The sequence below is a fragment of the Flavihumibacter rivuli genome (genome assembly GCF_018595685.2).
Taxonomy (GTDB): domain Bacteria; phylum Bacteroidota; class Bacteroidia; order Chitinophagales; family Chitinophagaceae; genus Flavihumibacter; species Flavihumibacter rivuli.
Genome location: NZ_CP092334.1, coordinates 3,158,647 through 3,183,637, shown reverse-complemented (window position 1 = coordinate 3,183,637; position 24,991 = coordinate 3,158,647). Strand labels below are relative to the sequence as shown.

Sequence of the window (24,991 nt, the reverse complement as noted above, 5' to 3'; positions counted from 1 at the left end):
GATTTAGGTTTTATTCTTTGATTTGAATTTGGTGTTTACCCGACTGCAGGGTAATACTATTTACCGTTTTTACTTGTTTGCCGTTGACGAGGACCTGATTTGCGGTTATACCCGGAAGTCGAAGCTCAGCACTAGTACCGGCTGGAATAATCAAACTGAGTTGGATATTTCCCTTAACCCTTTCCCATGATGAACCGATCCTGCCAAACGGGGAATCATGCCAGGCTTCCACCTTATTCAGGCCTTTGACGAAGTGGGGTTCAATGATGACCTTCCGGAATCCAGCTAATTTTTCATCAGGTTTGATGCCAGCCAGGGCTTTATAGAACCAGGCCCCGATCTCACCAAACATGATATGGTTCATGGAAATATCATTCTTCGCATCAACCGGCCAGTTCTCAAATAAGGTAGTGGCACCGTTCTTTATCCACCAGCCCCAAGAGGGATAAGTCTCGTTGGAAGCAAGTTGGTAGGCCAGTTCTGCACAACCATTCTCACTCAAGGCATTCAGGATAGCCTTGGTTCCCAATAAGCCAACATCAATATGGTCGCCGTCTGCATGTACCCTGGCTGCCAGGTTATCGGCAACCTTCTGCCTTGATTCCGCTGGTACCAAGCTCCAGAACAAGGGCATGGCCAGTTCTGTCTGCAAGCCTGAAGCGTATATACCTGACCGTTGGTCAAGGAATTTCTGGTTGAAGGCTGCCTTGATCTTTTCAGCCAGTTTCTGGTAATGAAGGGCGTCTACATTCTTCCCTAATAGCTTTGCCGCTTTGGCCATGATCACCGCATCAGCATAGTAATAACAGGTTGAAGTCAGTTCAAGCGAGGCTTTTGATTTTACCGGAACCCAATCACCAAGCCCCCAGGAGGTAGTTCCTCCAGGGTTTTGCCTGGTGATATAATCCACATAACGCTTCATGTGATCATAGCTTTTCTCCAGGAGTTGTTTATCACCATAGAACAGGTAGGTATTCCATGGTATGATCACGATAGTACTGGTCCAGTCTACGCCATTTGCCCATTCATACCCCCAGCCACCGGTGGGAATGATAGCCGGCAAAACCCCATTGGGTTGCTGTTCGTCAAAATGATCGGCCAGCCATTTTTCATACACCTTTATGCCATCGAAATTATACAACCCGGTTTCGGACGCAATATGCGCATCGCCGGTCCAGCCATTCTTTTCCCGCTGTGGGCAATCCGTCGGGTATCCATAAAGGTTGGATAGATAGGAATTATTGGTAGCCTTCCACAATTGATTGACCAGGGGATTATCCGTATTGAATCCTCCTGCTGATGGCACATCACTATGCATGAAGCATCCTACCAGGTCTTCTTTCCTGAGGTCGATGGGCTGGTCACTGCTTATCTCAACGTACTGGAATCCTTTATAGCTAAACTTCGGCAAAAACACTGCTGGCCCCTGGCCATCCAGGATATAAGTGTCTGATTGGAATGGGATCATATCCGCCGCCGATCTGTAGAAGATATCAATATTGGATTGATCCAGCCTTCCGCCGGGGCTTAACTTCTCCCCATGCTTGAGGGTTACCTTCGTTCCCTTTCTCCCGTTCAGCCTGATCTCACATACGCCTGCGATATTCCTTCCCAGGTCCGCTATATAAAGCGTATCAGCCAGCTTCCTGATCGACCTGAATGGGATCCTTTCCTTAATGCGGATGGGAGGAAGGGCCTGCGCTACAATATTGGTGGAAGGGGCAGCGCGCAAGGATACATTCGTCCATGATGAATCATTAAAGGTGGCAAGGTTCCAATCCGACTGGTGGCGGTTGGCATCATATACTTCCCCTGCGTAAATGGCATTAAAGCTGAGGGAGCTCAGGGCCGTTTTCCAGTCCTTTCCACTTGAAATGGTTTCCACTGAACCATCGGTATAGGTTATGCGAAGATCCATACAGAAGGCCGGGCGGTTTCGCCAGGGAGCCTTATGGAAATCCCAAACACCAATGGGTTGGTGGTTATACCAGCCATTGCCCAACCAGATGCCGACCACATTATTACCCTGGCTCATGGCATTGGTCACATCGTAGGTAACATAGAGATTGCGGCGGTCGAAGCGCGTGTACATAGGATCCAGCATATGGTCCCCTTGCTTCACGCCGTTCAGGTAGAATTCATAAAGGCCTGCCGCTGCTATATAGGCCCTTGCCGAAAGGATAGTCTTTGTTGTCTTAAATGCCTTCCTGAACCAGGGCGCCGGCCTGACATCAATTGACTGGCCATCACTGATCCATGCGCCGCTCCAATTGGCCATATCCATCATCCCGGTCTCGAAAGAGGCAATCCCTGAATTTTTGGAAGGGGTCCCTTTTTCGTCCCAGGTCCTGACCAACCAATAATACTTTGAGAATGGTTCGAGCGGCTGGCCGGCATAACTCACCAATTGGGAAGAAGAGACTACTTTCCCGCTATTCCAGAGTGGTGACTTTCCCTTCACCAACTCAAGGGAATCCCTTGCCACCATAATTTGGTAAGCAGCCTGGACCGCACCTGCACGATCATCACTGAGCTTCCAGGCTAACCTTGGCTTACTGGCATCTATCCCCAGCGGGTTATTCAAATACTCGCACTGCAAGGCCACCGGTTGTTGGCCAAGGACCGGATCAGTAACCAAGGCGAACAATAACAGTGTACAAAAGCGGAACGGTCGGTTCATGTATCCAGGCATTATGAATTAATGTTGATGGTGATCTTCACTGCGCTGCTTCTCATATACCAATTTGCCATTGAGAATTGTTCGCGTAACCTTCACCGTAAGGATCTCAGCAGGTGGAAGGGTAAGCAGGTCATCGGACAATACCACGAAGTCTGCCAGCATACCAGGCTTTAGCATCCCCGTCTTTTTCTCCAGGAAAGCAGCATAAGCATTGTTTACCGTGTAACACCGGAGGGCCTGTTCAACTGTGATGCGCTGTTCCGGATACCAACCTCCAGGATGCTTGCCATCCAGGGTCTGGCGGTTGACCGCTGCATTGATCCCTTCGATCGGTGAGAGCGGCGCCACCACCCAGTCTGAACCAAAGGTCACCCGGGCACCCGCATCCAGCAATGATTTGAAGGCATAGGTCCTTTTGAGCCGGTCATCATCGAGTCGTTTAGAGGCCCATCTTCCATCATCAATCGCATGGTAGGGCTGCATGGATGGGATCACTTTCATGGCCGCAAACCGGTCGATCGCTGTCTTACTGAGGTGCTGGCTATGTTCAACCCTGAATCGACTTTCCCTTTTGCCACTTCTGGTTTGTGCTTCCGCAAAAACATCCAATACCCAGTCTATTGCCCTATCGCCTATGGCATGGATCGCAGGTTGCAAACCGGCTGAATCTGCTGACAGGATCTGCTGCCTTAACTCATTGGAGTCGGCCAGTAACAGCCCCGTTTTCTTCAGCTCATCGAGATAGGGCTGATAAAACCAGGCAGTAGTAGAACCTAGCGAACCATCTACGAATCCCTTCAAAGCTCCCCAATGAAGCATATCATCACCCTTTCCATTCTCCCGCACATATTCAACCATCCTGCGCCAGCTATTCACAGGAACCATGGAATAGATCCTGATGGATAAGCTTCCGGCCGTTCTGGCACGACGGTAGGCTTCAAGGTCTGTCCAGCCGCCATAGCTGCCGACATCATGGACCTGTGTGATACCATGCTCTAATGCATGGGCGGTTGCCCGCTGCAGCATTTCTTCCAATTCCTTTGCTGATGGGGGCGGGATCTTTGCATAAACGAGGTCCATGGCTGCATCTTTCAATACCCCTGTTGGCTCACCGGTCCTGGGATCGCGTACAATTTCACCACCAGGGGGATCCGGCGTATTCCTGTTGATACCGGCCAGTTTCAGGGTAAGACTATTGGCCAAAGCCATATGGCCATCATAGCGGGATACAAAAACCGGATGGTTACCGCTAATGCTGTCGATCCAATACCTTGTCGGAAGTTTCCCCCCGATCCCCTCATGATCCCAATTACCACCCTGGATCCAGCGATCATCCTTTAACTGTGCGGCATAATCCTTCAGAATGGTTATAAAGTCTGCAGGATTCTTTGCCAGCTTCAGGTCCACAGAGGCCAGCTGGTAACCTCCTGAAATGAAATGGCTGTGGTTGTCAATAAAACCGGGGAGGATCATCTGGCCTGAAACATCCACCACTTCCGTATCAGGCCCCCGCAAGCTATCTGCATTATTGCCCACATAGATGATCACGCTATCCTTCACTGCAATGACGGAAGCAGAACGATTACTGCTGTCACCCGTCCAGACCTTTGCATTCTTGTAGATAGCCGTTGCATAATTCACCTGTTGGGTGGCATACCTGCAGGAGGCTAAGGATAGTAAAGCAAGAAAGGGAAGCAATCGGAAGGGATACATGTTGGTAATTGTTCCTAAAAGTTAAGCAAAATGGAAATCATACAAACTTCTCTCAAAATAGTATAACAGGTTTTCCTAAAGCAATCAGGAAATTTGCATCAGGTAAAGCCTATTCTTTATGCAAGAGCAACAATTGATCATCAAGGGAATGACCTGTAACCGGTGCATCAATGCAGTGCGAAGCCAGGTAAGCCGCTTAGAGCTGGAGATCATCCATCTTCGGCTGGGTGAGCTGGTGGTCAGGTCATGCGGAGACGAGCTGGATCTTGCGAGGATAAATTCAGCGTTGCAGCAACTTGGTTTTGAACTGGTGGAAGACAGAAAAACCCGGCTTTCTTCCGGAATAAAGGAATTGGTTGCAAAAGTATATTCCGGTGATTTCGACTTTCCGGGCAGATTCAGGTTTTCGGCGCTTGTGGAAAAGGAATTGTTTAAAGATTACGATATTGTAAGTGCCGCTTTTTCAGAAATAGAAGGCATCACACTGGAGCAATACATTATCAAATACCGGATCGAAAGGGTCAAGTCAATGCTGCTGGAAGAAAGGAAAAGCTTGTCTGACATAGCCTTTAGACTGGGATATAGCAGTGTCGCACACCTATCCAGGCAATTCAAATCTGTTGTTGGCATGAACCCCTCTGTTTACAGGGATAATCAACAGGCTAATTCAGTCATGATTTAATTCTATTGCCGGGGAAAATTTTTAACCACCAAACAAATCAAACAACATGAAAACGGTAGATATCTTCAGATTACTGATACTTGGTGCCTTATGGGGAAGTTCCTACCTCTTCATGAAAATGGTTGCACCGGTGATCGGCGTTACCAATACAGTGGGCATCCGCATCATCATCGCTGCAGTCCTTCTCCTTATAATATTTGGCTTTTCCGGAAAACTTCCCGAGTTCAGGAAATACTGGAAGCAGTATATCCTCCTGGGTATACTCAACCTGGTTTTGCCCTTTGCATTGATAACCTATTCCATGCTATACCTCAACGCTTCCATGGGAGCCATCATCAATGCCACCACACCCTTGTTTGCACTGCTGGTGGGCGTCATCTGGAATAAGGAAAGCCTGAGTGGTGCAAAAGTTACAGGGTTGGTCCTTGGCTTTATTGGGGTTGTCCTGCTGGTAGGCTGGAACCCATTACCAGCTGATGCTATGGTATATCTCGCAATGGCTATGGGACTGGCTGCTGCACTTTCCTATGCAATTGCCGCAGCCTATACCAGGAAAAAATTCAGCGGTGCAGCCCCTCAAAAAACAGCAGCCGGACAAATGACTGCTGCAGCCATCCTGTTGTTACCACTGGTTTTATCAGGAAATGCTGGCACTGTGCCATTCAGCAATACAGTTGCCTATTCCCTACTTTTTCTCGCTGTTGGCTGTACGGCCATTGCCTATACCCTCTACTTCCAACTCATCACTAGCGCCGGTCCCATGAAAGCTACCCTTGTAACTTTTCTGGTACCGGTCTTCAGCCTGGTTTGGTCCGTCATTTTCCTGCAGGAGATCATTACTGCAGGTATCCTTATCAGCCTGGCCTTCATTCTCGGTGGACTCTATATGGTCATCGCCAGGAAATAGCTTCCACAAAGGATTACATCGGAATAATTATACATAAAAGCAAGGTTTATATGCAACAACCCCGCCTCAGTGCGGGGTTAGTTTTGGGCATTCATTGATGTTCAAAATTTATAATCATGCAAACCTTTATCAACATGGCTAGGGCCGTCCTGATGGGCTCCTTGCCGGTCATTATCTTAACTGCTTGCGGGAGCAATGAGGCAGGAAAAAAAGAAGCGGCCCAAAGTCCTGCTCCTGCTGCGGCGCCCGCACTTCCTGTAGATATCAAAATTGCGAAGGAAGAAGTATTGGACCAGGCTGAAACCATTGCCGGTACTATCCTCCCGAATAAGGAAGTGATGATCATGAGTGAACTGACCAAAAAGATCAGTTCAGTAAACTTCACCGATGGAAGCTTTGTCAACAGCGGCCAGGTACTCTACCAATTGGATGATGCAGATATCCAGGCACGTGTCAGGCAGCTCAAGGCAGACCTGAACCTTGCCAGTATAAACGAACGCAGGTTATACAACCTGCTGCAATCTGAAACAGTAAGGCAGGAAGAATACGATGTGGCCAACACAAAGCTCCAGTCATTGCAGGCGGCCATGCAGGCAATGCAGGTAGAACTTTCCAAGACCACCATCAGGGCTCCTTTCAGTGGTCGCATTGGCATCACCAAAGTATACCCGGGAACATTGGTTAGTCCCGGCATGCCCCTGGTCACCCTCCAGGACCAGGCAACAGCCAAGATCAATTTCGCGGTGAGTGAAAAATACCTGAAACTAGCCAGGACAGGCAACACCGTTCAATTTGCAACGGATGTTGACCAGGTGAAAAGAACGGCAAGGATCATCGCTTCCGAAGCTGGTATCAATGCCAATAGCAGGAGCATTGAACTGCAGGCAGTGGCACCTAATACAGACGGTCAGTTAAAACCAGGCATGTCAGTAAAAGTATCTTTTTCTACAAATGCTGCTGATCAAAAGGGCATACTTATTCCAACCGAATCGCTCATTCCCAGTGCTAATGGATACAGCGTATTCCTGATCAGGAATGGCGTGGCCAAGATCACTCCGGTTACCATTGGTAACAGGAGCCAGACAGAGGCAACCATCCTTTCCGGTATCAGCAACGGTGATTCCGTTCTGACTTCCAACCTGATGCGCGCCAGTGACGGAGCACCAGTACAAGTGGTATCAAGTAAGTAATTGAAAACAACAAGCAATGAGTTTACCATCAATAAGTATCAAGAAACCGGTATTGGCAGCAGTATTCTCTGCCCTTATCGTCATTGCCGGCCTTGTGGGCTGGCGCTACCTGGGGGTCAGGGAGTTCCCCATGACCGAACCACCGGTGATCTCCGTGGTCACTTTCTATCCCGGTGCCAGTCCTGATGTTATCGCATCGAAGATCACCAAACCACTAGAAGAGTCCATTGCAGAAGCCAATGGTGTCAGGACCATCTCATCTGAATCAAGGGAACAGGTAAGTGTTATTTCCGTCGAGTTCAACCGAGATGTTGACCTGGAAGATGCCTTGAATGACGTCCGCGACAAAGTGGCCAAATCCAAGAACCAGTTACCAGCTGACGTGGACCCGCCTATCGTGGAAAAAGCTTCTTCACCCGACAACCTCGTGGCTTTCCTTGAAGTGGAAAGCGATAACAAGGATATCAAGGAGGTCAGCCACCTGGCCAGTACCGTGATCAAGGACAGGATGCAATCCATCCCCGGCATTCAGCGTGTTGCCATCGTTGGTGAACACAAGTACGCGATGAGGCTCCGTTTCGATCCCGTTAAACTGGCGGCATTCCAATTGACCCCTGAAGATATCCGTACTGCTTTGAGCAGGGAGAACATTGACCTCCCTTCCGGTCGAATTGAAGGCAATAACAACGAGCTGAGTGTAAGGACCCTGGGAAGGCTCTCCACGCAAGAAGAGTTCAATGAAATGATCATCAAGCAGACCGATAATGCAGTGATCCGACTGAAGGATATCGGTTATGCGGAACTGGGGGAAATGAATGAACGCAATGCCATCATCAACGAAACCGACGGAGCCAATGCCATTGGCGTGGGTGTGGCCATCCAGATCCAGCGGGGCGCCAATGCCATTGAAGTGGTTGATGAATTCTACAGGAGACTGGAAGTCCTCAGGAAAGAAGTCCCCAAAGACTATAGGTTGATCGTTGGCTTCGACTATACCAAACCGGTAAGGGAATCGATCAAGGAAGTGGAAGAAACCCTCTTCATCGCATTTGGACTGGTGGTGATCATCATCTTCCTGTTCCTGCGCGACTGGCGATCAACTATCATTCCGGTGCTCGCTATCCCTGTTTCCATCCTATCTGCCTTCTTTATCATGTACATCGCAGGGTTCTCCATCAATGTGCTTACCCTGCTTGGACTGGTACTGGCGATCGGACTGGTGGTGGATGACGCCATTGTGGTCCTTGAGAATATCTATAAGAAGGTTGAAGAAGGCATGAGTCCTATCCAGGCTGCTTTTGCAGGTTCCAAGGAGATCTATTTCGCGGTTATCTCCACCACCATTACCCTGGCTGCCGTATTCATGCCCATCATTTTCATGGGCGGTATCAGTGGACAGTTGTTCAAGGAGTTTGCCATTGTCGTATCCGGTTCAGTAATGGTATCTGCATTTGTTGCCCTTACCCTGTCGCCCATGTTGAGTGCCTACCTCTTGAAGAAACAGGACAAACCCAACTGGCTGTACAGGGCCACAGAGCCTTTTTTTGTAAGCCTTAACAACGGCTACGGCAAATGGCTCAAGGCCTTTATGAAATACCGTTGGGTGGCATGGGTATTCCTTGCTTTCACCGCTGGCCTGATCTATACCATCGGCCGTAAGCTTCCTTCAGAGTTGGCCCCGGTTGAAGACCGCAGCAACCTCAGCCTGATCGCTATTGCACCCGAAGGCGTGTCGTTCGACAAAATGAAGCAGAACATGCTCGAGGTAGGAAAGTTTGTGAATGATTCCACCGAAGGCCTCTACCAGACCTATTCCATGGTGGCCATTTCCTTCATACCTGCACCGGCACCCACCAATTTCGCCGTTCAGAGCATTTACCTCAAAGATCCCAAAGAGCGCAAATCAACCATACAGGACCTCTATAACAAATACGGAATGGCTTCCGGCAATTTCAGGAATATCCTCTTGTTCCCCTATTTGCCACCAACCATTGGCACCAGGTATGGTGGTGGTATGCCAGTACAATATGTGCTGCAGGCACCATCACTCGATAGCATCAGTGCCGTATTGCCCCAATTCCTCGGCGCTGTAAGGCAAAGCCCCAAGCTCATGTTTGCGGATGCCGACCTGAAGATCAACAAGCCGGAACTTAAGATCAATATTGACCGGAAAAAAGCCGCATTGATGGGCGTTTCCATCCAGGAAGTGGCAAGGGCATTACAGCTATCCTTCTCGGGTCAGCGCTATGGATACTTCCTGCGCAACGACAGGCAATATGAGGTGATCGGCCAGGTAGAAAGGAGCAACCGCAATGATATCAGCGATCTCCGTTCTGTTTATGTGCGTTCAGCCAAAGGCGACATGATCTCGCTGGACAACCTCGTGCAAATCGAAGAGGGCATCAGTCCGGCCGCCATCTACCGCTACGATCAGTACACTTCTGCTACTGTTTCAGCAGGCTTGGCACCTGGTGTGAGCCTTGCAGAAGGTATCCAGGAGATGGAAAGGATAAGGAAGGAAGTGCTGGGTGAAAACTTCAAGACAACCCTTGCCGGTCAATCCCGCGATTACCAGGAAAGCCAGGGCAATATCAATTTCACCCTGATACTGGCACTCCTACTGATCTATATGATCCTTGCAGCACAATTCGAAAGCCTGAGGGATCCGCTGATCATCATGTTAACTGTCCCTATGGCGGTAACCGGTGCGCTGATCAGTTTGCAGTGGTTCGGCCAAAGCCTGAATGTGTTCAGCCAGATCGGGATCATCACATTGGTAGGCCTCATTACCAAGAACGGTATCCTTATCGTTGAATTCGCGAATCACCTGAAGGATTCAGGCTTGAATAGTTTCGAAGCTGCTATCCAGGCCGCCATCCAACGTTTCAGGCCAATCCTGATGACCTCACTGGCTATGATCTTCGGGGCTATTCCCATTGCGCTTACGCATAATAGCCGTCAGTCATTAGGTATCGTTATTGCGGGCGGACTCGTATTCGCAGGTATCCTGACGCTATTCATTATCCCCGCTGTGTATTCCTATCTCTCCTCTTCAAAGAAGAAAAGGGTGATAGTGGAAGAAGATCCGGTAGCAGAAGCAGAAATCGCTTAACACAAAAACCTTTTTTATGAAAAGTAGAACATTAATAACGATAGGCCTACTCGGGTTGCTGTTGCAGGAAAAAGCAACCGCCCAGGTAAAACAGCTAAGCCTTAGCGAAACCTTTGGACTCGTAGCCAAAGGGAACCGTAACCTCCAGGTACAAGCCCTGGAGAACCAGCGATCCGGTTTAGCAGTTAAGGAAAGCAAGAGTCAATTACTACCCGTTGTCAATCTCAACGGCTCCTATACACTGTATACTGAACTGCCGGTCATTTACCTGCGCAATGAGAATACAAGCGAGAAGGTTGGTGATGTAAAGTACAATGGTCGCCATGCTTTTGATGGAGTGATCAGTGCAGCTTATCCCATCCTGAACAAGGGAATCCAAAGTGCCATCCGGGAATCAGGAATCCGTGAGCAATTGAGCCACCAGCAAACCAAATTGCTGGAAGAACAATTGGCCATAACCGTATCACAAAAATACCTGGGCATCCTGCTGAACCAGGAACAGGAGAAATTATTGCTCCAAAGCCTGCAACGCAACCAGAAAGCCCTGGCAGATTCAAGGTCACTGTTCTTACAAGGCAAGAACCTGAAGACAGATACGCTCAGTAACTATATCATGATCCAGAATATATTGTCTTCAATTTCCATCCTGCATACATCCACCAATGTTATGAAGCTGGAACTGAAACAATTGATGGGCCTTGAAGATAGTATTACCATTGAACTTACCGACAAACTGGAAAACGCAGTAGCGGCAACCAATGACCTGCCTGGTGACAGCCTGTTGGGTTTTGCGCTCAACAACAGGAACGATATCCGCTCCGCGGCATTGCAACTGGAACAAAGAAAGGAGCAGGGCCTAGCGGTGAAGTCAAAATATTCCCCACAGCTTTGGCTGGTAGGTCAATACCAGCTGCAGGCGCAGGCCGATAATCTGAAGTTCTGGAATTATTCCTTTCCCCGAACCTCTTTTGCCGGTATCAGGTTCTCTATGCCTATCTATAGCGGTAACAGGCAAAAATACCAGCTGGAGCAGGCGGGAATGGCCGTCAGTCAAACAGAAAAATCGATCGAGGAGTTGAAGTCTTCCGTAAAGACTGAACTGTATGCAGCCAATGCCAATTTACAGGAAGCATGGCGGCAGCTGGGCATCCAGGAACAGAATGAACAAGCGGCACAGATCAATTACCATATGATGCAGGAACGGTACACCCACGGACTCGGCACCAGGCTCGAACTCAGTGATGCAGAATTATCGCTCACTAAAGCCAGGCTCGGAAAGATCCAAGCCATCTACCAGATCAGGTTGGCTGAGGTGCAGCTGAGGAAAGCAACCGGGACCTTGCACTTGCAATAATTTTCCTCCTTGTTAGAACAAAAGGGCTTCGGATGCATTCCGGGGCCCTTATTGTTATAAAAAATAGCATATAAATTGCACCTACCAATGTACACCGTCAGCATACTCAATAATATCGCAAGGCATATCAGGCTGGATGAGGAGGAGCAAGCCTATTTCCTTTCCTTATTAGAGGAGAAGGAACTTAGAAAGAAAGCATTGCTGCTCCGTGAAGGAGATATCTGCCGGTACGATTATTTTGTAGTGAAGGGTTGTTTTAAATCCTACTCGTTAAATGAGAAAGGACAGGAAAACATTGTACAGTTCGCTCCTGAAAACTGGTGGACAGGAGACCTTTACAGTTTCCTGACCGGACAACCAACAAAATTCTATGTTGAAGCCATTGAAGACAGCATCACAATCCAGATCAGTAAAACAAACCTGCAATTACTTTTCGATAAGGTCCCAAAATTCGAACGATTCTTCCGGATACTTTTCCAGAACGCACTGATTGCACAGATCCAGCGAGTTGATGACACCCTTTCCAAATCAGCAGAAGAAAAATATCAGCAGTTCCTAAGCAAATACCCTCAATTGGTAAACAGGTTGCCCCAAAAACTGATTGCATCATATATAGGTGTTACCCCGGAATTCTTCAGCGCTTTGCTTCGGAAAATGAAGCAATAGTCCTAATCTATTGTTAAGCCCATATTTCTTAAACTACCTTAAGATTCAGGTCCATAGCGGTTTCTAGCTTTGTCATGTAAAATTTATTATATGCAAAACTTAGCAACCCTGATCAGGGACCTTAACCAAATGGTGCTGGATGGCAATGCCATGGAGGCATTTGAAAAGTACTATGATATTGATGTGATCATGCAGGAAAACGAACAGCAACCTACAATAGGAAAGGAAGCGAACAGGCAGAGAGAAATAGAATTCTTTAACAACATTGTTGAATTCCGGGGAGCTGCCGCCCTGTACGTAGCAGTTGGTGATGGGGTTACCATGGTGGTATGGCATTATGACTATACCCATATGGAATGGGGAGCACGCAATTATACCCAGGTATCTGTGCAGCACTGGAAGAATGGAAAGATCATCAAGGAACAATTCTTCTACGGCAATTAATTCAATCACCCATTCAAATCTTATTTATGAAGAAAATGATCTTATCACCAGTCGACAACTGGACGGGTTTTATCGCAAGGATAACTGTTGGATTACTGATCCTCCCGCATGGAATGCAAAAAGCGCTTGGTTCATTTGGTGGTTATGGTTTTTCCAATACCATGGCCTTCTTTACTGAAACCATACAGATTCCCTGGATCTTAGGTGCCTTTATCATCATCACTGAATTCATAGGTGCCCTATTCCTCATCGCAGGATTTGCCACCCGCTTCTGGTCCCTGATCATGATCGCTTTAATGATCGGCGCCATTCTAACTGTTCATGCCCCTTATGGCTTTTTTATGAACTGGGGAAACAGTGGAAAAGGGGAAGGTTTTGAATACCATATTGCCGTGATCGCAGTAGCATTGATCGCCTTGATCAATGGCGGGGGAAAGTATTCAATCGATAAATTATTGGTCAATGGACAAAAGAATTAAGCTTGACCAGGTAGCGCCGGAAATATTTGGTGTCATGGCCAGGATGGAAAGATACCTGGAGCAAAGTTCCTTATCACCCATCCATAAGGACCTGTTAAGGATACATGCCTCACATATCAATGGTTGCTCCTTCTGTCTTGAATTGCACAAAGGGCAGGCAAGGAAATTGGGGGAAACGGAAGAAAGGCTCGACGCTATTGCTTTTTGGCCAGACAGTACGCTATTCTCAAAAGAAGAAAAACTTATCCTTTCCCTTACGGAATCCATCACGCTGATCCATCATACTGGGGAGAGGGAAGAACTTCTGAAGGAAGCAAGGGATGTATTCGGTGATCAATACCTGGCACAGTTGATCATGGCCATCATTACCATCAATGCCTGGAACAGGCTGGCCATTTCAGTGCACCTTGAACCATTGCCTTAATTATACAATTAAGGGAAGCGTAAATACAATAATGTCATTGATTGCTGGTGCTAGATTCGTTCAAAAACCAGATCATATGAACACAGCAATGTCAATGGCAGCTAATGCCTACTACGGGAAAAGATGGGCAGCACTAGCCCTGTTATGCACCGCGCAATTCATGGTAATCATGGATACTTCCATCATCGGTGTTGCGCTACCAGCTATTAAGGAAGAATTGCAATACACACAAAGTGGCCTGCAATGGATCTTTAATGCATATGTGGTACTGTTTGGCGGATTACTCTTATTGGGCGGAAGGCTTTCCGATCTGTTCGGTGCCAGGAAACTGTTCCTGTGGGGATTTGCCATCCTTACCATTTCCTCTTTACTTGCCGGTTTAGCCTGGTCGCCCGCATCGCTAAACACCGGAAGGGCACTGCAGGGTTTGGGATCCGCACTTATCGCCCCTTCAGCCATGACCCTGTTGATGAGCACCTTCACTGATCCAAAGGAACTGGGAAAGGCTTTCGGGTTTTGGGGTGCTTCAGCCGCAGCTGGTGGTTCAGCCGGTGTATTCCTTGGTGGTGTCATTACAGAGTGGCTGGATTGGCGATGGGTATTCCTGGTAAATATTCCCATTGGCCTGATCGTGCTGGCATTGGGTAAGCAATACCTGTTGCCGGGCAAAAAGGTGGAAGGTAAGATCGACTGGGCAGGCGCCATACAAAGTACAGTGGCCCTGATCACCCTGGTTTATGCCATCGTTTCAGCTGAGTCTGCAGGATGGATATCCGTTCAGACCATAGGAATCCTGGCAGCATCCATAAGCCTGTTCATTGTCTTTATCATCAGGCAGAAGAACAGCCAGTCACCCATCCTTCCCCTTAGCATATTTAAGGCACCCAACCTGTCGGCCGGTAATATTTCAATGGCATTGATGGCTGCGGCCTGGATTCCCTTGTGGTTCTTCCTTAACCTCTACCTGCAGCAGATCCTCCAGCTGAATGCATTCCAAAGCGGATTGGCATTATTGCCCATGACCATTATCATCATGATCGTAATGGTTGGATTAACAGGAAAGCTGGTTGGGAAATTTGGCTTCAAGACCAACCTGGTAGCGGGACTGGTATCCCTGACGCTTTCACTGATCCTGTTCAGCTTTGTACCGGACAGTGGTACCTATATGGGAAATGTATTGCCGGCATCTATCCTGGGTGCCCTGGGTATGTCGCTTGCCTATATTCCGGGTACCATGGCCTCCATGTCAGGGGCAAAACCAGAAGAAACTGGTCTTGCTTCCGGCATCGTTAACACCAGCTACCAGATCGGATCGGCAATCGGATTGGCTGTAGTGGCAGTATTTGCAGCAAGTGTGACCAAAGCCTCACTGGCTGATGGCCTGGCGGAAAAAGCTGCCCTGAATGAAGGATTTCAATCCGCATTTGGCCTGGCCGCATGTTTTAGTGCTATCGCTGTCCTGGTTGCTATCCTAAAGATCAGGCAGCCCAAATAATAAGGTAGTCTATTTATTCCTATGATTCAGGGGCTGTATCGCGTTGCCGATGCAGCCTCTTTTATTGGCGGCTTTTATGGGATCCGTCTTCTGGCTAAAGCACATACTCAATCTCCTCTTCCGGAATCTCTTTACTTTATGGCCTCCATCAAACCAATCCCATTCTTATCAATCGCCTGCCTGAATTTTCGCATATCTGTTTCCGGTAGTTTCCTGAGCAGGGAACCCGGAACCAATTGAATGCTTCCTTCTTTGGTATTTCCTGCACTTGGAAAGAAAGCTACAACCTCCCCGTTATTGCCGGATTCCATTACAAAGCATGGGACAAATTTCCCATCGGATGGGAATAGTGCAGCCATTTGGTATGGTAACACTTCTTCCTTTTCCACCAGTTTTGACATGGCCATTTCCCGGTAAATACTATAACCGGGAATATGCGCACTAAGCTTATTATCCACCCAGTTGGTGATCTGTTTGAAAAAGGCAACCCTTACCAGGTATCCGCAAAACAAAATAAACAGCAGCAGACCGATAGCACCAGCTATGGTCCCACCAGATACCCCCAAAAAGGATTTCAATCCGAACATAGCGGCAAACCTTGAAGTAAGGCCAGTGAAGAATAATAAAACCTTATTGGCCAGGACAACCAATACCAGGATGGGTAAAAGAAAGATGATTCCCGCGATCATGGTATCGCGTAGCTTTTTGGTCAGTGATTTCATGATTATTGATTTGGTGGTTCTAATACTTTCCCGAAAGGAAGGAAATACTTCCTTTAAGCAGTTTACTTCGGGTAAGTCAGCGGTCCATCGGTTCCGGATCGTGGTGGCTTTGTCCTATTCAAACATTATCATGAGAAAAGTTGAGAAAGGGGTCAGCATTCCTGCTTCATTCCATTGATCATCCCTTCAAACGACTCATAAGGTACATTCATGATCCAGTATCTGAAGGGTCTTATCGTACAATGCCTTTGCCCTTTCCGGCGAACTGCCCACACAAACCAATCCCAGCTTTCCAAACTCTGATAATGCACCTACCAGGTGGAACATCACGCCTTCCTGTGCTGCCCCATCGTACATGAGGTCGTGGTACATGGCGATATCGATCAGGTCATCCGGGGTCAGGCCCTTATAACATTCACTGCTAACATTATCGGACGCAAAATAGAAACGTTTGTTCTTGCCCGCTGTGATATACTCGCCCTTTTCAGCATTGTAATGCCCGTCCGTCAGGAATTGCAACATCAGGTAGGGATGCGTGGTCCCACCCTTACGCAAATTGATCTCAATGGCATAATGCTTCCAGGAACCATCCGTTTGCTTCACTGAAATAAAATCAATGGCAAAGCGTCCCAGGGCTCCTTTCTTCTCCAACACTTCCGCGATCTTCCTGCCCTCGGCCGCCAGGCTGGTATTGTAGGATTCATCCGCCGGGAATATGGCCCCGATGAAGATCTGGCCATCATCCCCGCCAAGGACCTGGTCATGGGTGCTCACAATTTCTATTTCCCTGGTTGGCTTGATCACGCATTGAACGGATGGTGAGGTCTTGATCTCGCCATCCAGGAATTCTTCTACGATTCCTCCCATGGAAGCGAATTTCTCAAAGAACAATTCTTCCGAAACATCGGGCGCTACGGGCTTCATCTGTTGGGAAAGACTGGCTGCCAGCTGCTCTTCGAGTTGGTCATCAATCGGCAGATCAGGATACCTGTACATCGCATTGCCATCTCCGCTGAAGCCATCATTCATCTTGATCACCGCTTTGCGCATGGCCGGATACTTTCTTTTTAAAGAAGCCAGTGCAGCTGCTATATCTGCCTTGGTATGAAGGTCCTCATAGCCATCGGGCAGCAACACACCAGCTTCTCGGAAGGATTTCCTTCCACCAGATTTGGAGCCTTCATATAATTTTTCAGGATCGGTCCCGAATAGCGGTACGCCTAAGTGTACGGACAAGGTTTTCTCCAATGGCGTGATATTGTAACAGGTAAGGTGTGCGACAGAAGGGTCGGGGACCGATTGGCGGATGCGCTCGATCAGCCGGGGACGTTCGAGGATCTTCTGCGTAAGTGGTTTTACCGAAGCATCATAACAACTCAGTAAAGTCAGTCTTTTTCGCGCATGCGATCCCGTTATACCCGGTAAGAGGTGAAGGTAATAGTCGATGATGCTATCCGCCACCGGCATACTGGTCACATAGATCACATTGGTATTGGGCATGCGCAGCAACATCAACAGGCAAAGCATGCGTTCTTCATAATGCACCGCTCCTTTCACCTTCGACAATATCTCCTGATCGAGTGTCAGGGAAGGGATGATCACTACTGTCCTAGGTGCCAGTTTATCGGGGAAGACATGCTCGTATTGTTTCCCGAAACCTGCCTGGATGTCCCGGAATACAGCTTGCTCTTCTTCAGAACCTGGTGCGGGGAAATGTTTAGGGGCAGTAAAGGTCCTGCCGAGTGCGTGGGATTCGGGGAGCATAGTGGTTTTCTTTGTTCATAAGTTACATAAAATTTAAGTCGATATTCACCCCTGTACAGACAGGAACCACCATTATCTGAATAAAACCTACGAGGCACCCAAGCCCTGCTTGGTCAGGGGGAGCGGAATCGATTGCGCTACATCCAGCTGAGGCAGGTAACGATGCCCCAAAATGAAGTACATTCATTTTAGCCTTTAATATAACCTGGATTATATCCCTTCAAAACTTTGTGGAATATGTCAATCAGCATCCGGTCAATATTGATCTTTCTCTTTTTTCTTCTTGCTGAAATCACTTCAGGCCAGCCCAAACGGCATCTTTTTCAGCCCTTTCCCAAACGTTGGGATGAAGGCATCCCGCTTGGCAATGGAATGCTGGGAGCGCTAATCTGGCAGAAAGAAGATAAGCTAAGGTTTTCCCTTGACCGGGCAGACCTTTGGGATAGCCGTCCAATGAAAGGACTACATAGGAATGAATTCAGCTATGATTGGGTGTACCGGCAGGTACTGAAAAAGGATTACAAGATCGTTCAGCAATATTTTGACGCTCCCTATGATAATGAACCTGCACCAACCAAGATCCCGGGTGCGGCACTTGAAATCAATTCAGCCGCTTTAGGGGATATTGTTCAGGCAGAACTGAATCTCAGCACTGCTATCAGCCAGGTCAAATGGTCCAGCGGAACCCTGCTCAAAACCTTTGTACATGCTACCAGGCCTATCGGTTGGTTTCGTTTCGAAAATCTACACCAGCCCTTCTCCCTTGAACTGGTGCCTCCCGCTTACCAGGCAGCGGTCAGGAATATTGCCGATCCGGTAGGGGGCGATGACCTTGGCCGTCTCGGTTATTCCCAGGGTACTATTACCCGGAAGAACAATGCGATTGTTTATAGCCAAAAAGGGTGGGGTGATTTTGCCTATGAAGTAAGCATTCAATGGACAGAAGTTGATTCGAAGACAGTGGAAGGCGTGTGGACCATTACCAGAAGCCCGGAGGTATATTCCGGTTTCCATCTTTCATTAAATGGACTGGCTGAAGAACTAATGAAGGGATATGAAGCTGCGAGTCGTCTGCATAGGGATTGGTGGTCACGGTTCTGGGCGCAATCTGATGTACGGGTACCCGACAGCCTTGTCCAGCACCAATGGTATATGGAACAATACAAATTCGGGGCTACAGCCAGGAAAAATGCACCGCCCATTTCCTTGCAGGCTATCTGGACGGCTGACAATGGAAGGATCCCACCATGGAAAGGGGACTTCCACCATGACTTGAATACCCAGCTGAGTTATTGGCCAGCTTATAGCGGTAACCATTTAGGGGAAGCCATGGGTTACCTTAATTACTTCGAGAAGAACAAGGAGAACTTTAAGCGCTATACCAAATTGTATTTCGGTAAGGAGGGTATTGCCGTACCGGGTGTCACCACGCTTGATGGAACGGAAATGGGAGGCTGGATCCAGTATTCTTTATCGCCTACTGTCTCCGCATGGATCTCCCACCACTATTACCTGCACTGGCGCTATAGCATGGACAGGGATTTCCTGAAAGCCACAGCCTATCCCTGGATCAAAGGCACCGCCCGATTCCTTGAATCCATCACCATCATTGACACCAATGGTCGCCGGCAATTGCCCATCAGTTCAAGTCCCGAGATCAATGACAATAGCCTGGATGCCTGGTTTCTCGAAACCACCAACTATGACCTATCACTGATGAAATTCAATTTCAAGGCTGCTGCTGAACTCGCTAACGAACTGGAATTGGCAGATGAAGCCGACCACTGGCAACAATTGCATGACCAGCTTCCCGATTATGCCCTTTCCAACAAGAAAGAACTGATAGTAGGCCCCAATTACCCTTTCAGGGAATCCCATCGCCATTTCTCCAACCTGATGGCGATCCACCCGCTGGGCTTGATCAATTGGGATGGTTCTGCAAACGAACAAACCATAATTCGGAATAGCCTTCAGCAATTTGATAGTATAGGTCCAGGGAACTGGTGTGGATACTCCTATTCCTGGCTGGCCAATTTAAAAGCGAGGGCAAAAGATGGAGCAGGTGCATTAAATGCTCTGCAGATCTTTGCCAGGGCTTTCTGCTCCCCCAATAGCTTTCACCTGAATGGCGACCAGACCAAATCCGGCTATTCAAGTTTCACCTATCGCCCTTTTACCCTTGAAGGGAATTTTGCCTTTGCAGCAGGCCTGCAGGAAATGCTGCTGCAGTCCCATGCCGGCTATATTGAAGTGATGCCGGCTATTCCGGCTGAGTGGAAAACTGTTTCCTTCCATACCTTAAGGGCGGAAGGGGCTTTCCTGGTGAGTGCGGACAAAGAAAACGGCGAGATCAGGAGTATTGAGATATTCGCTGAGAAAGAAAATACCCTCCGGTTGAAAATGCCATCAGCGTCCTATTCCATCAGCGTAAATGAAAAAGTGACCGGCCAAAAGCGGGAAGGTAATTTGCTTATTGTTCAGTGCAAAGCAGGAGGGAAGATCATCCTTAAGAAAACTTAGTATGATCTTCTCCGTTAGTTTTGCTCAGTTCACTTCAAGGTTCGCCTTTTGCCAAAGGTCACGACTGGAAGACCCGATCATGATCCTGAAGGTACCGGGCTCGACCACACGCTTAAGGTCCTTATCGAGCATTTCCAGCATTTCAGGCGTAATGGCAAATTGCACCGTCCTACTTTCCCCCGGAGCCAGCTCGATCCGCTGGAATCCCCTTAACTCCTGCACAGGACGCGCTACGGATGCCAGGATATCCTTTATGTACATTTGCACTACTTCCTCTCCTTTAACCCGGCCGGTATTCCTGATGGTACAGCTAACAAAAGTTGTATCCTTCACACCCATCTGTTGCCGGGATAAGCGGATATTGCTGTATTCAAATTGTGTATAGCTTAACCCGGACCCAAAGGGGAAAAGCGGTTGTCCGCTGAGGTTATGGTAATCATCCCCCCGACCGGTTGGTTTGTGGTTATAGACCAATGGCAACTGGGCTTCATGTTGCGGGAAGGTTATCGGCAATCGACCTGCTGGATTATAGTCACCAAACAACACCGCTGCTACAGCATGCCCGCCTTCTTCACCCGGGTACCAAACGTCCAGCACCCCATCCACTTTATCCAGCCAATTGCCCATGGTGATGGCACTTCCCCCCACCAATACGACCACGACAGGCTTACCGGTGGCAGCCACAGCCTTTATCAGTTCTTCCTGGTGGCCGGGAAGGTTCAGCATGGCCCTGTCCTGGAACTCCCCCTCATGGATTCCCACCACAACTATCGCTATATCTGATGCCTTTGCTACCGCAACCGCGTCCCTGATCTTTGCTTCCTGGTTCTTTTCAACACCATAGTCCCAAACCAGCCTGATCCTGCCATTCGCTGCCGCTTCATAGAACTCTACCTGGATGGCATATTCTTTTCCTTTTTCCAATACATAATCCACGAGACGGGTATGATATCCCTGCTTGCCCCAATTATCCACGACCAGTTGTTGGTTGATGTATAACCTGTACCCATCATTACCCTCCAGTCCAATCTTTACCTTACCTGAAACAGGCGCTACCAGCTTGCCACTCCATTTCACTGAATAGTGGTCGGTTGGGAGGGAGGGGTCTGGTGAGAACAAGGTCCAATGGAAATTCACCGATTGGTCTAGTCGTGTCAAACTTGCTTTACCACTCGGGTTCAGGCCTGAAAAGTATTCCCCTGTAAGGCCCTGGGTGGTTTTACCGTTCCAAACCGTTTGTAAGTACTTATTAGGGATCGGTTCCCAATAGGTTTCATTCCTGTTGGCTCCTTCCACATAATTCACTTGCACGGTCTTACCCAGTTTTTCCCGGATGCCCTCCAGTATACTGACCTTCCCATTACCGGGACCGCTATAGCCTCCCAACCTGGCCTCTACCGCATCCTTACCCAGCACTGCGATGGAGCGGATCTTCTTACTGATGGGAAGTACTTGCTTTTCGTTCTTAAGCAACACGATTGATTTTAATGCAGCTTGCTTTGCAATGGCCTTATGGGTGGTATTGTTCACCCAGGCCTGGGCCAGTTCTTCGGAAACATATGGCTGTTCAAACAGTCCGAGTTCAAACTTGGCACGCAGGACCCTTGCCACCGCATCGTCTATTCGTTGCTGTGAGATAGACCCATCCAGGAAAGGTGGCTGGAACAATTGGTAATGCTGGTAATCGGTCTGGAAGATCACGTCCAGTCCATTGGAAATGGCATCTGCCGCTGATGCCGGATAATCCTTCGCTGTATTATGGAGCACCAGGGTTCCACCGGTGGCGCCCGCATCGGAGATCACGAATCCACCGAAGCCCCATTCCTTTTTCAGTTTATCCATCAATAACCAGCTATTGGCCGTGCTGGCTTTGCCGTCATAGGAATTATATGCGGTCATGATGGACCGCGATCCACCTTTTTCAATGGCTGCCCTGAAAGGAGGGAAGTGGATCTCTTCCATGTACCGCTCATTGAAATGAATGGGATAACTATCCCTTCCGCCATCACCCACATTGGCCACAAAATGCTTGGGGGTGGTAATGATGCCCATCTGTTCAAAGGGCGATACAAATGCCACCGCCATGGCTGCTGCCAGGAAGGGATCCTCACCATAGGTCTATTCGGTCCTTCCCCAACGGACATCACTGGCAATATTCACAACAGGCGAAAGCACATCACGGATGCCCCTTGCCTTTGTCTCAGTAGCTATGGCCGAAGCCACTTTCCGCATCATACTGGTATCGAAACTCGCTGCCAACCCAATGGCCTGCGGAAATGCAGTAGCGCCCTGCCGAACCAGTCCGTGCAGGCATTCATCAAAGGCCATGATGGGAATACCCAATCTTGTCTGCTCCACAAAATAGCGTTGGATGGTATTCACCTTCCTGGCCAGTAACAAGGCGTTCTCTGATGCATTGTACTGCAGTAACTGTGCAGAAGCATTCTTGCCGGCGGAAGCGGCGCTTACCTGGAAGCCAAAGATGCCATGCCGGTATTGTCCGGGGTCCTCACCCAGGTCTCCCGGTATCATGAACAACTGCCAGAATTTTTCCTCTGGGGTCATCCTCGCCAAAAGGTCCTTCACCCTTTCTTCAACAGGAAGTTTCGGGTTCTTGTACGGCAATGATTGTTGGGCCCCGGCCACTGAAGAAAGGGCTAACCATGCAAGGGAAATAATGATAAACCGCTTCATCCTATAAGGGTATTCTTTAGTGAACTATACTTCGAAGATAATTGACCGTAACAAGGATACTCGCTGCGGTCAAAATTGAAGAGATATCTGTAGATTTAATATCACTTTTTACTACCACACATTCCTTCAACCCAAAACTTTCCGCTAATGAAACCTGTACTCACCTGGTTATTGCTCCTGGTTATTCCCGTATTGGTATCCGCACAGACCAACTGGAGTCCGGATCAACTCCTAAAGATCAAGAACATCTCTGCTGCTGAAGTATCGCCCGATGGTAAAAGGGTCGCCTATACTATCCGAGAAGCTGTGATGACAGACGACCGCAGTGAATATGTGAACCAGATCTGGATCAGTGCCATCGATGGCAGCAATGCCTTCCAGCTTACGAGGGGAGACAAAAGCAATAACAACCCCAAATGGAGCCCCGACAACCAATCCATTGCCTTTACTTCTTCAAGGGATGGTAAAAGCAATCTTTATATCATTTCACTGGCCGGAGGTGAAGCCGAGAAGATCACGGAAGTGAAAGGCAGTGTGGGTGATTTCAGCTGGAGCTACGATGGGAAGATGATCGCCTACCTGACTGCCGATGTGGCAAGTGATGAGGAGGAGAAACGCAAGAAGGCAAAGGACGATTGGTACTTCATGGAAGAAGTACTGAAGCAAAACCGACTGGCTGTGGTCTGGTTGAACCAGAAGGACAGTACCGGTCGCCTTGTCCAGAAAGTGCTCACCAAGGACAATATCAATGTAAATGCATTCGACTGGAACAAGGATGGTTCGGCTATTGTTTACAGTTATGGTAAGTCTGTCAAGGTGAATGACAATATATACAGCGATATCGCCATGGTCAATATTGCTTCCGGTGAAATAAAGACCATTGCCAACACCCCGGCCGGTGAGACCAATCCACGCTTCAGTCCCGATGGTCAATACATCAGTTACCACTGCACCCAGAACCCGCACGATTGGGCCGGCGCCAGGCATGCACAGGTTTATGGCCTGGCTGATGGCAAAAGCTGGAAATTGAAAGCCACGCCAAATGAGGACGGTGCCATACTCGGCTGGACAAAGGACGGCAAGGCACTGATCTGGTCCGAGGAAAACCGTACCAGGGCCAGTATCTATCTCCTTGGTCTGGACGGCCAAACCATAAGCGAATGGAGCAAGGGCGAGAAAGACCATATCAGCCTGGCCAGGTTGAACAACAGCAGGACCCATCTATCCTTCTTGCTGCAGAACAGCTCGAAGTTTCCGGAACTCTATGTGAGTACCCTGGATGACTACAAGCCAGCAAAAGTTACCAGCATCAATGCGGGACATGCCAATAAGCCCTTGGGAAGGACAGAACTGATCAAATGGAAGGGAGCCGATGGCCTGGAGATCGAAGGCCTGCTCACCTACCCGGTGAATTACCAGGCCGGCCAGAAAGTACCGCTGATCCTGAACATCCATGGTGGCCCGGCAGGCGTTTTTGCCGAGACCTGTATCGCTGCCAATTCCGGGACCTATCCCTTAGCCAGTTTCAGTGAACAGGGCATTGCCATCCTGCGCCCTAATCCCAGGGGTTCTACAGGGTATGGAACGGCATTCCGCCAGGCCAACCGCGCCGATTGGGGTGGAAAGGATTATATCGACCTCATGAATGGAATAGATGCCGTGATCAAAATGGGCGTGGCCGACAAGGACAAGCTGGGCGTGATGGGCTGGAGTTATGGCGGTTTCATGAGCAGCTGGGTGGTGGGCCATACCAACCGCTTCAAGGTTGCATCCATCGGTGCCCCGGTAGTGGACCTCCGTCACCAGAACCTGACCGATGATGTGGCCGGCCTGCTGATCACTTACTTTAACGGCGACCCCTGGACGAACTGGGACCTCTATGATAAGTATTCACCCCTTCTGTATGTCCAGCATGTACAAACCCCGGTATTGTTGCAACACGGTGAGGCCGACCAGCGGGTGCCGGTAAGCAACTCCATTATGTTCTATAATGCCTTGAAGCGAAGGAATATCCCGGTAAGGTTACTGGTATTGCCCCGCCAACCACATGGCCCGGTGGAACCCAGGATGGTGAAGAAGACCATGCAAACCAATCTTGAATGGATGGGAGCTAAGTTGAAGTAAGAAAGTTGAACAAGATCAAAA

General features: G+C 48.7%; 17 protein-coding genes and 1 pseudogene. 12 read left to right on the top strand and 6 right to left on the bottom strand.

Features of this window, described 5'->3' with window-relative positions:
• Positions 1-10: 10 nt before the first annotated feature.
• Complete coding sequence (locus tag KJS94_RS13545; protein ID WP_214448014.1) at positions 11-2,680, bottom strand: alpha-L-rhamnosidase; 2,670 nt, start codon at positions 2,678-2,680, stop codon at positions 11-13.
• 18 nt (positions 2,681-2,698) lie between these two features.
• On the bottom strand, positions 2,699-4,393 hold the full coding sequence (locus tag KJS94_RS13540; protein WP_214448013.1) for an amidohydrolase: 1,695 nt from the start codon (positions 4,391-4,393) through the stop codon (positions 2,699-2,701).
• Between the two features lie 118 nt (positions 4,394-4,511).
• Here KJS94_RS13540 and KJS94_RS13535 point away from each other — a divergent pair, with 118 nt between their 5' ends.
• The 10 genes from KJS94_RS13535 to KJS94_RS13490 all read left to right on the top strand — a co-directional run bounded on the left by KJS94_RS13535 (position 4,512) and on the right by KJS94_RS13490 (position 15,146).
• Positions 4,512-5,075, top strand: coding sequence for an AraC family transcriptional regulator (locus tag KJS94_RS13535; RefSeq protein WP_214448012.1), 564 nt, complete (start codon positions 4,512-4,514; stop codon positions 5,073-5,075).
• A gap of 46 nt (positions 5,076-5,121) precedes the next feature.
• Positions 5,122-5,982 (top strand): DMT family transporter, encoded by an 861-nt coding sequence (locus KJS94_RS13530; RefSeq protein WP_214448011.1) that lies wholly within the window; start codon positions 5,122-5,124, stop codon positions 5,980-5,982.
• Between the two features lie 116 nt (positions 5,983-6,098).
• Positions 6,099-7,172, top strand: a complete 1,074-nt coding sequence (locus KJS94_RS13525; RefSeq protein WP_214448010.1) for an efflux RND transporter periplasmic adaptor subunit — start codon at positions 6,099-6,101, stop codon at positions 7,170-7,172.
• Positions 7,173-7,188: 16 nt separating this feature from the next.
• Positions 7,189-10,284, top strand: a complete 3,096-nt coding sequence (locus KJS94_RS13520; RefSeq protein WP_214448009.1) for an efflux RND transporter permease subunit — start codon at positions 7,189-7,191, stop codon at positions 10,282-10,284.
• 16 nt (positions 10,285-10,300) lie between these two features.
• Positions 10,301-11,638 carry a TolC family protein gene (locus tag KJS94_RS13515; protein WP_214448008.1) on the top strand — a complete coding sequence of 446 codons (1,338 nt, stop codon included), beginning with the start codon at positions 10,301-10,303 and terminating at the stop codon, positions 11,636-11,638.
• An 87-nt stretch (positions 11,639-11,725) separates the two neighbouring features.
• Positions 11,726-12,304: a Crp/Fnr family transcriptional regulator gene (locus KJS94_RS13510; protein ID WP_214448007.1), complete on the top strand. Its 579-nt coding sequence runs from the start codon at positions 11,726-11,728 to the stop codon at positions 12,302-12,304.
• 90 nt (positions 12,305-12,394) lie between these two features.
• A complete protein-coding gene (locus KJS94_RS13505) occupies positions 12,395-12,748 on the top strand; it encodes a SnoaL-like domain-containing protein (protein WP_214448006.1) in 354 nt (117 codons plus the stop codon).
• A 26-nt stretch (positions 12,749-12,774) separates the two neighbouring features.
• Entirely contained in the window at positions 12,775-13,227 is a 453-nt protein-coding gene (locus tag KJS94_RS13500) for a DoxX family protein (protein WP_239804170.1), read from the top strand.
• Positions 13,211-13,651, top strand: coding sequence for a carboxymuconolactone decarboxylase family protein (locus KJS94_RS13495; protein ID WP_214448005.1), 441 nt, complete (start codon positions 13,211-13,213; stop codon positions 13,649-13,651). The genes KJS94_RS13500 and KJS94_RS13495 overlap by 17 nt, the downstream gene beginning before the upstream one ends.
• A gap of 76 nt (positions 13,652-13,727) precedes the next feature.
• Positions 13,728-15,146, top strand: coding sequence for an MFS transporter (locus tag KJS94_RS13490; protein ID WP_214448004.1), 1,419 nt, complete (start codon positions 13,728-13,730; stop codon positions 15,144-15,146).
• 131 nt (positions 15,147-15,277) lie between these two features.
• On the opposite strand, the gene KJS94_RS13485 is transcribed toward KJS94_RS13490, so the two are convergent.
• Entirely contained in the window at positions 15,278-15,868 is a 591-nt protein-coding gene (locus KJS94_RS13485; RefSeq protein WP_214448003.1) for a hypothetical protein, read from the bottom strand.
• 195 nt (positions 15,869-16,063) lie between these two features.
• On the bottom strand, positions 16,064-17,632 hold the full coding sequence (locus KJS94_RS13480) for a peptide ligase PGM1-related protein (RefSeq protein ID WP_214448002.1): 1,569 nt from the start codon (positions 17,630-17,632) through the stop codon (positions 16,064-16,066).
• 237 nt (positions 17,633-17,869) lie between these two features.
• Here KJS94_RS13480 and KJS94_RS13475 point away from each other — a divergent pair, with 237 nt between their 5' ends.
• Complete coding sequence (locus KJS94_RS13475; protein ID WP_214448001.1) at positions 17,870-20,152, top strand: glycosyl hydrolase family 95 catalytic domain-containing protein; 2,283 nt, start codon at positions 17,870-17,872, stop codon at positions 20,150-20,152.
• 24 nt (positions 20,153-20,176) lie between these two features.
• Here KJS94_RS13475 and KJS94_RS13470 read toward each other — a convergent pair whose 3' ends face one another.
• Complete coding sequence (locus KJS94_RS13470) at positions 20,177-20,413, bottom strand: fibronectin type III-like domain-contianing protein (RefSeq protein WP_239804368.1); 237 nt, start codon at positions 20,411-20,413, stop codon at positions 20,177-20,179.
• Between the two features lie 132 nt (positions 20,414-20,545).
• A pseudogene (locus tag KJS94_RS13465) lies at positions 20,546-22,684 on the bottom strand (glycoside hydrolase family 3 C-terminal domain-containing protein); the annotation flags it as partial.
• 309 nt (positions 22,685-22,993) lie between these two features.
• On the opposite strand from KJS94_RS13465, the gene KJS94_RS13460 reads away from it, so the two are divergent.
• The gene (locus KJS94_RS13460) at positions 22,994-24,970 is read left to right on the top strand and encodes a S9 family peptidase (RefSeq protein ID WP_214448000.1); all 1,977 of its coding nucleotides are present in this window, start codon (positions 22,994-22,996) and stop codon (positions 24,968-24,970) included.
• Positions 24,971-24,991: the final 21 nt, after the last annotated feature.

What these genes read in the sequence shown, in the direction of transcription:
- KJS94_RS13490 (WP_214448004.1), top strand. Translation starts at nt 13,728, where the DNA reads ATGAACACAGCAATGTCAATGGCAGCTAATGCCTACTACGGGAAAAGA.
- KJS94_RS13525 (WP_214448010.1), top strand. Translation starts at nt 6,099, where the DNA reads ATGCAAACCTTTATCAACATGGCTAGGGCCGTCCTGATGGGCTCCTTG.
- KJS94_RS13540 (WP_214448013.1), bottom strand. Translation starts at nt 4,393, where the DNA reads ATGTATCCCTTCCGATTGCTTCCCTTTCTTGCTTTACTATCCTTAGCC.
- KJS94_RS13480 (WP_214448002.1), bottom strand. Translation starts at nt 17,632, where the DNA reads ATGCTCCCCGAATCCCACGCACTCGGCAGGACCTTTACTGCCCCTAAA.
- KJS94_RS13510 (WP_214448007.1), top strand. Translation starts at nt 11,726, where the DNA reads ATGTACACCGTCAGCATACTCAATAATATCGCAAGGCATATCAGGCTG.
- KJS94_RS13530 (WP_214448011.1), top strand. Translation starts at nt 5,122, where the DNA reads ATGAAAACGGTAGATATCTTCAGATTACTGATACTTGGTGCCTTATGG.
- KJS94_RS13520 (WP_214448009.1), top strand. Translation starts at nt 7,189, where the DNA reads ATGAGTTTACCATCAATAAGTATCAAGAAACCGGTATTGGCAGCAGTA.
- KJS94_RS13460 (WP_214448000.1), top strand. Translation starts at nt 22,994, where the DNA reads ATGAAACCTGTACTCACCTGGTTATTGCTCCTGGTTATTCCCGTATTG.
- KJS94_RS13485 (WP_214448003.1), bottom strand. Translation starts at nt 15,868, where the DNA reads ATGAAATCACTGACCAAAAAGCTACGCGATACCATGATCGCGGGAATC.
- KJS94_RS13475 (WP_214448001.1), top strand. Translation starts at nt 17,870, where the DNA reads ATGTCAATCAGCATCCGGTCAATATTGATCTTTCTCTTTTTTCTTCTT.
- KJS94_RS13545 (WP_214448014.1), bottom strand. Translation starts at nt 2,680, where the DNA reads ATGAACCGACCGTTCCGCTTTTGTACACTGTTATTGTTCGCCTTGGTT.
- KJS94_RS13500 (WP_239804170.1), top strand. Translation starts at nt 12,775, where the DNA reads ATGAAGAAAATGATCTTATCACCAGTCGACAACTGGACGGGTTTTATC.
- KJS94_RS13495 (WP_214448005.1), top strand. Translation starts at nt 13,211, where the DNA reads ATGGACAAAAGAATTAAGCTTGACCAGGTAGCGCCGGAAATATTTGGT.
- KJS94_RS13470 (WP_239804368.1), bottom strand. Translation starts at nt 20,413, where the DNA reads ATGTACATAAAGGATATCCTGGCATCCGTAGCGCGTCCTGTGCAGGAG.
- KJS94_RS13515 (WP_214448008.1), top strand. Translation starts at nt 10,301, where the DNA reads ATGAAAAGTAGAACATTAATAACGATAGGCCTACTCGGGTTGCTGTTG.
- KJS94_RS13505 (WP_214448006.1), top strand. Translation starts at nt 12,395, where the DNA reads ATGCAAAACTTAGCAACCCTGATCAGGGACCTTAACCAAATGGTGCTG.
- KJS94_RS13535 (WP_214448012.1), top strand. Translation starts at nt 4,512, where the DNA reads ATGCAAGAGCAACAATTGATCATCAAGGGAATGACCTGTAACCGGTGC.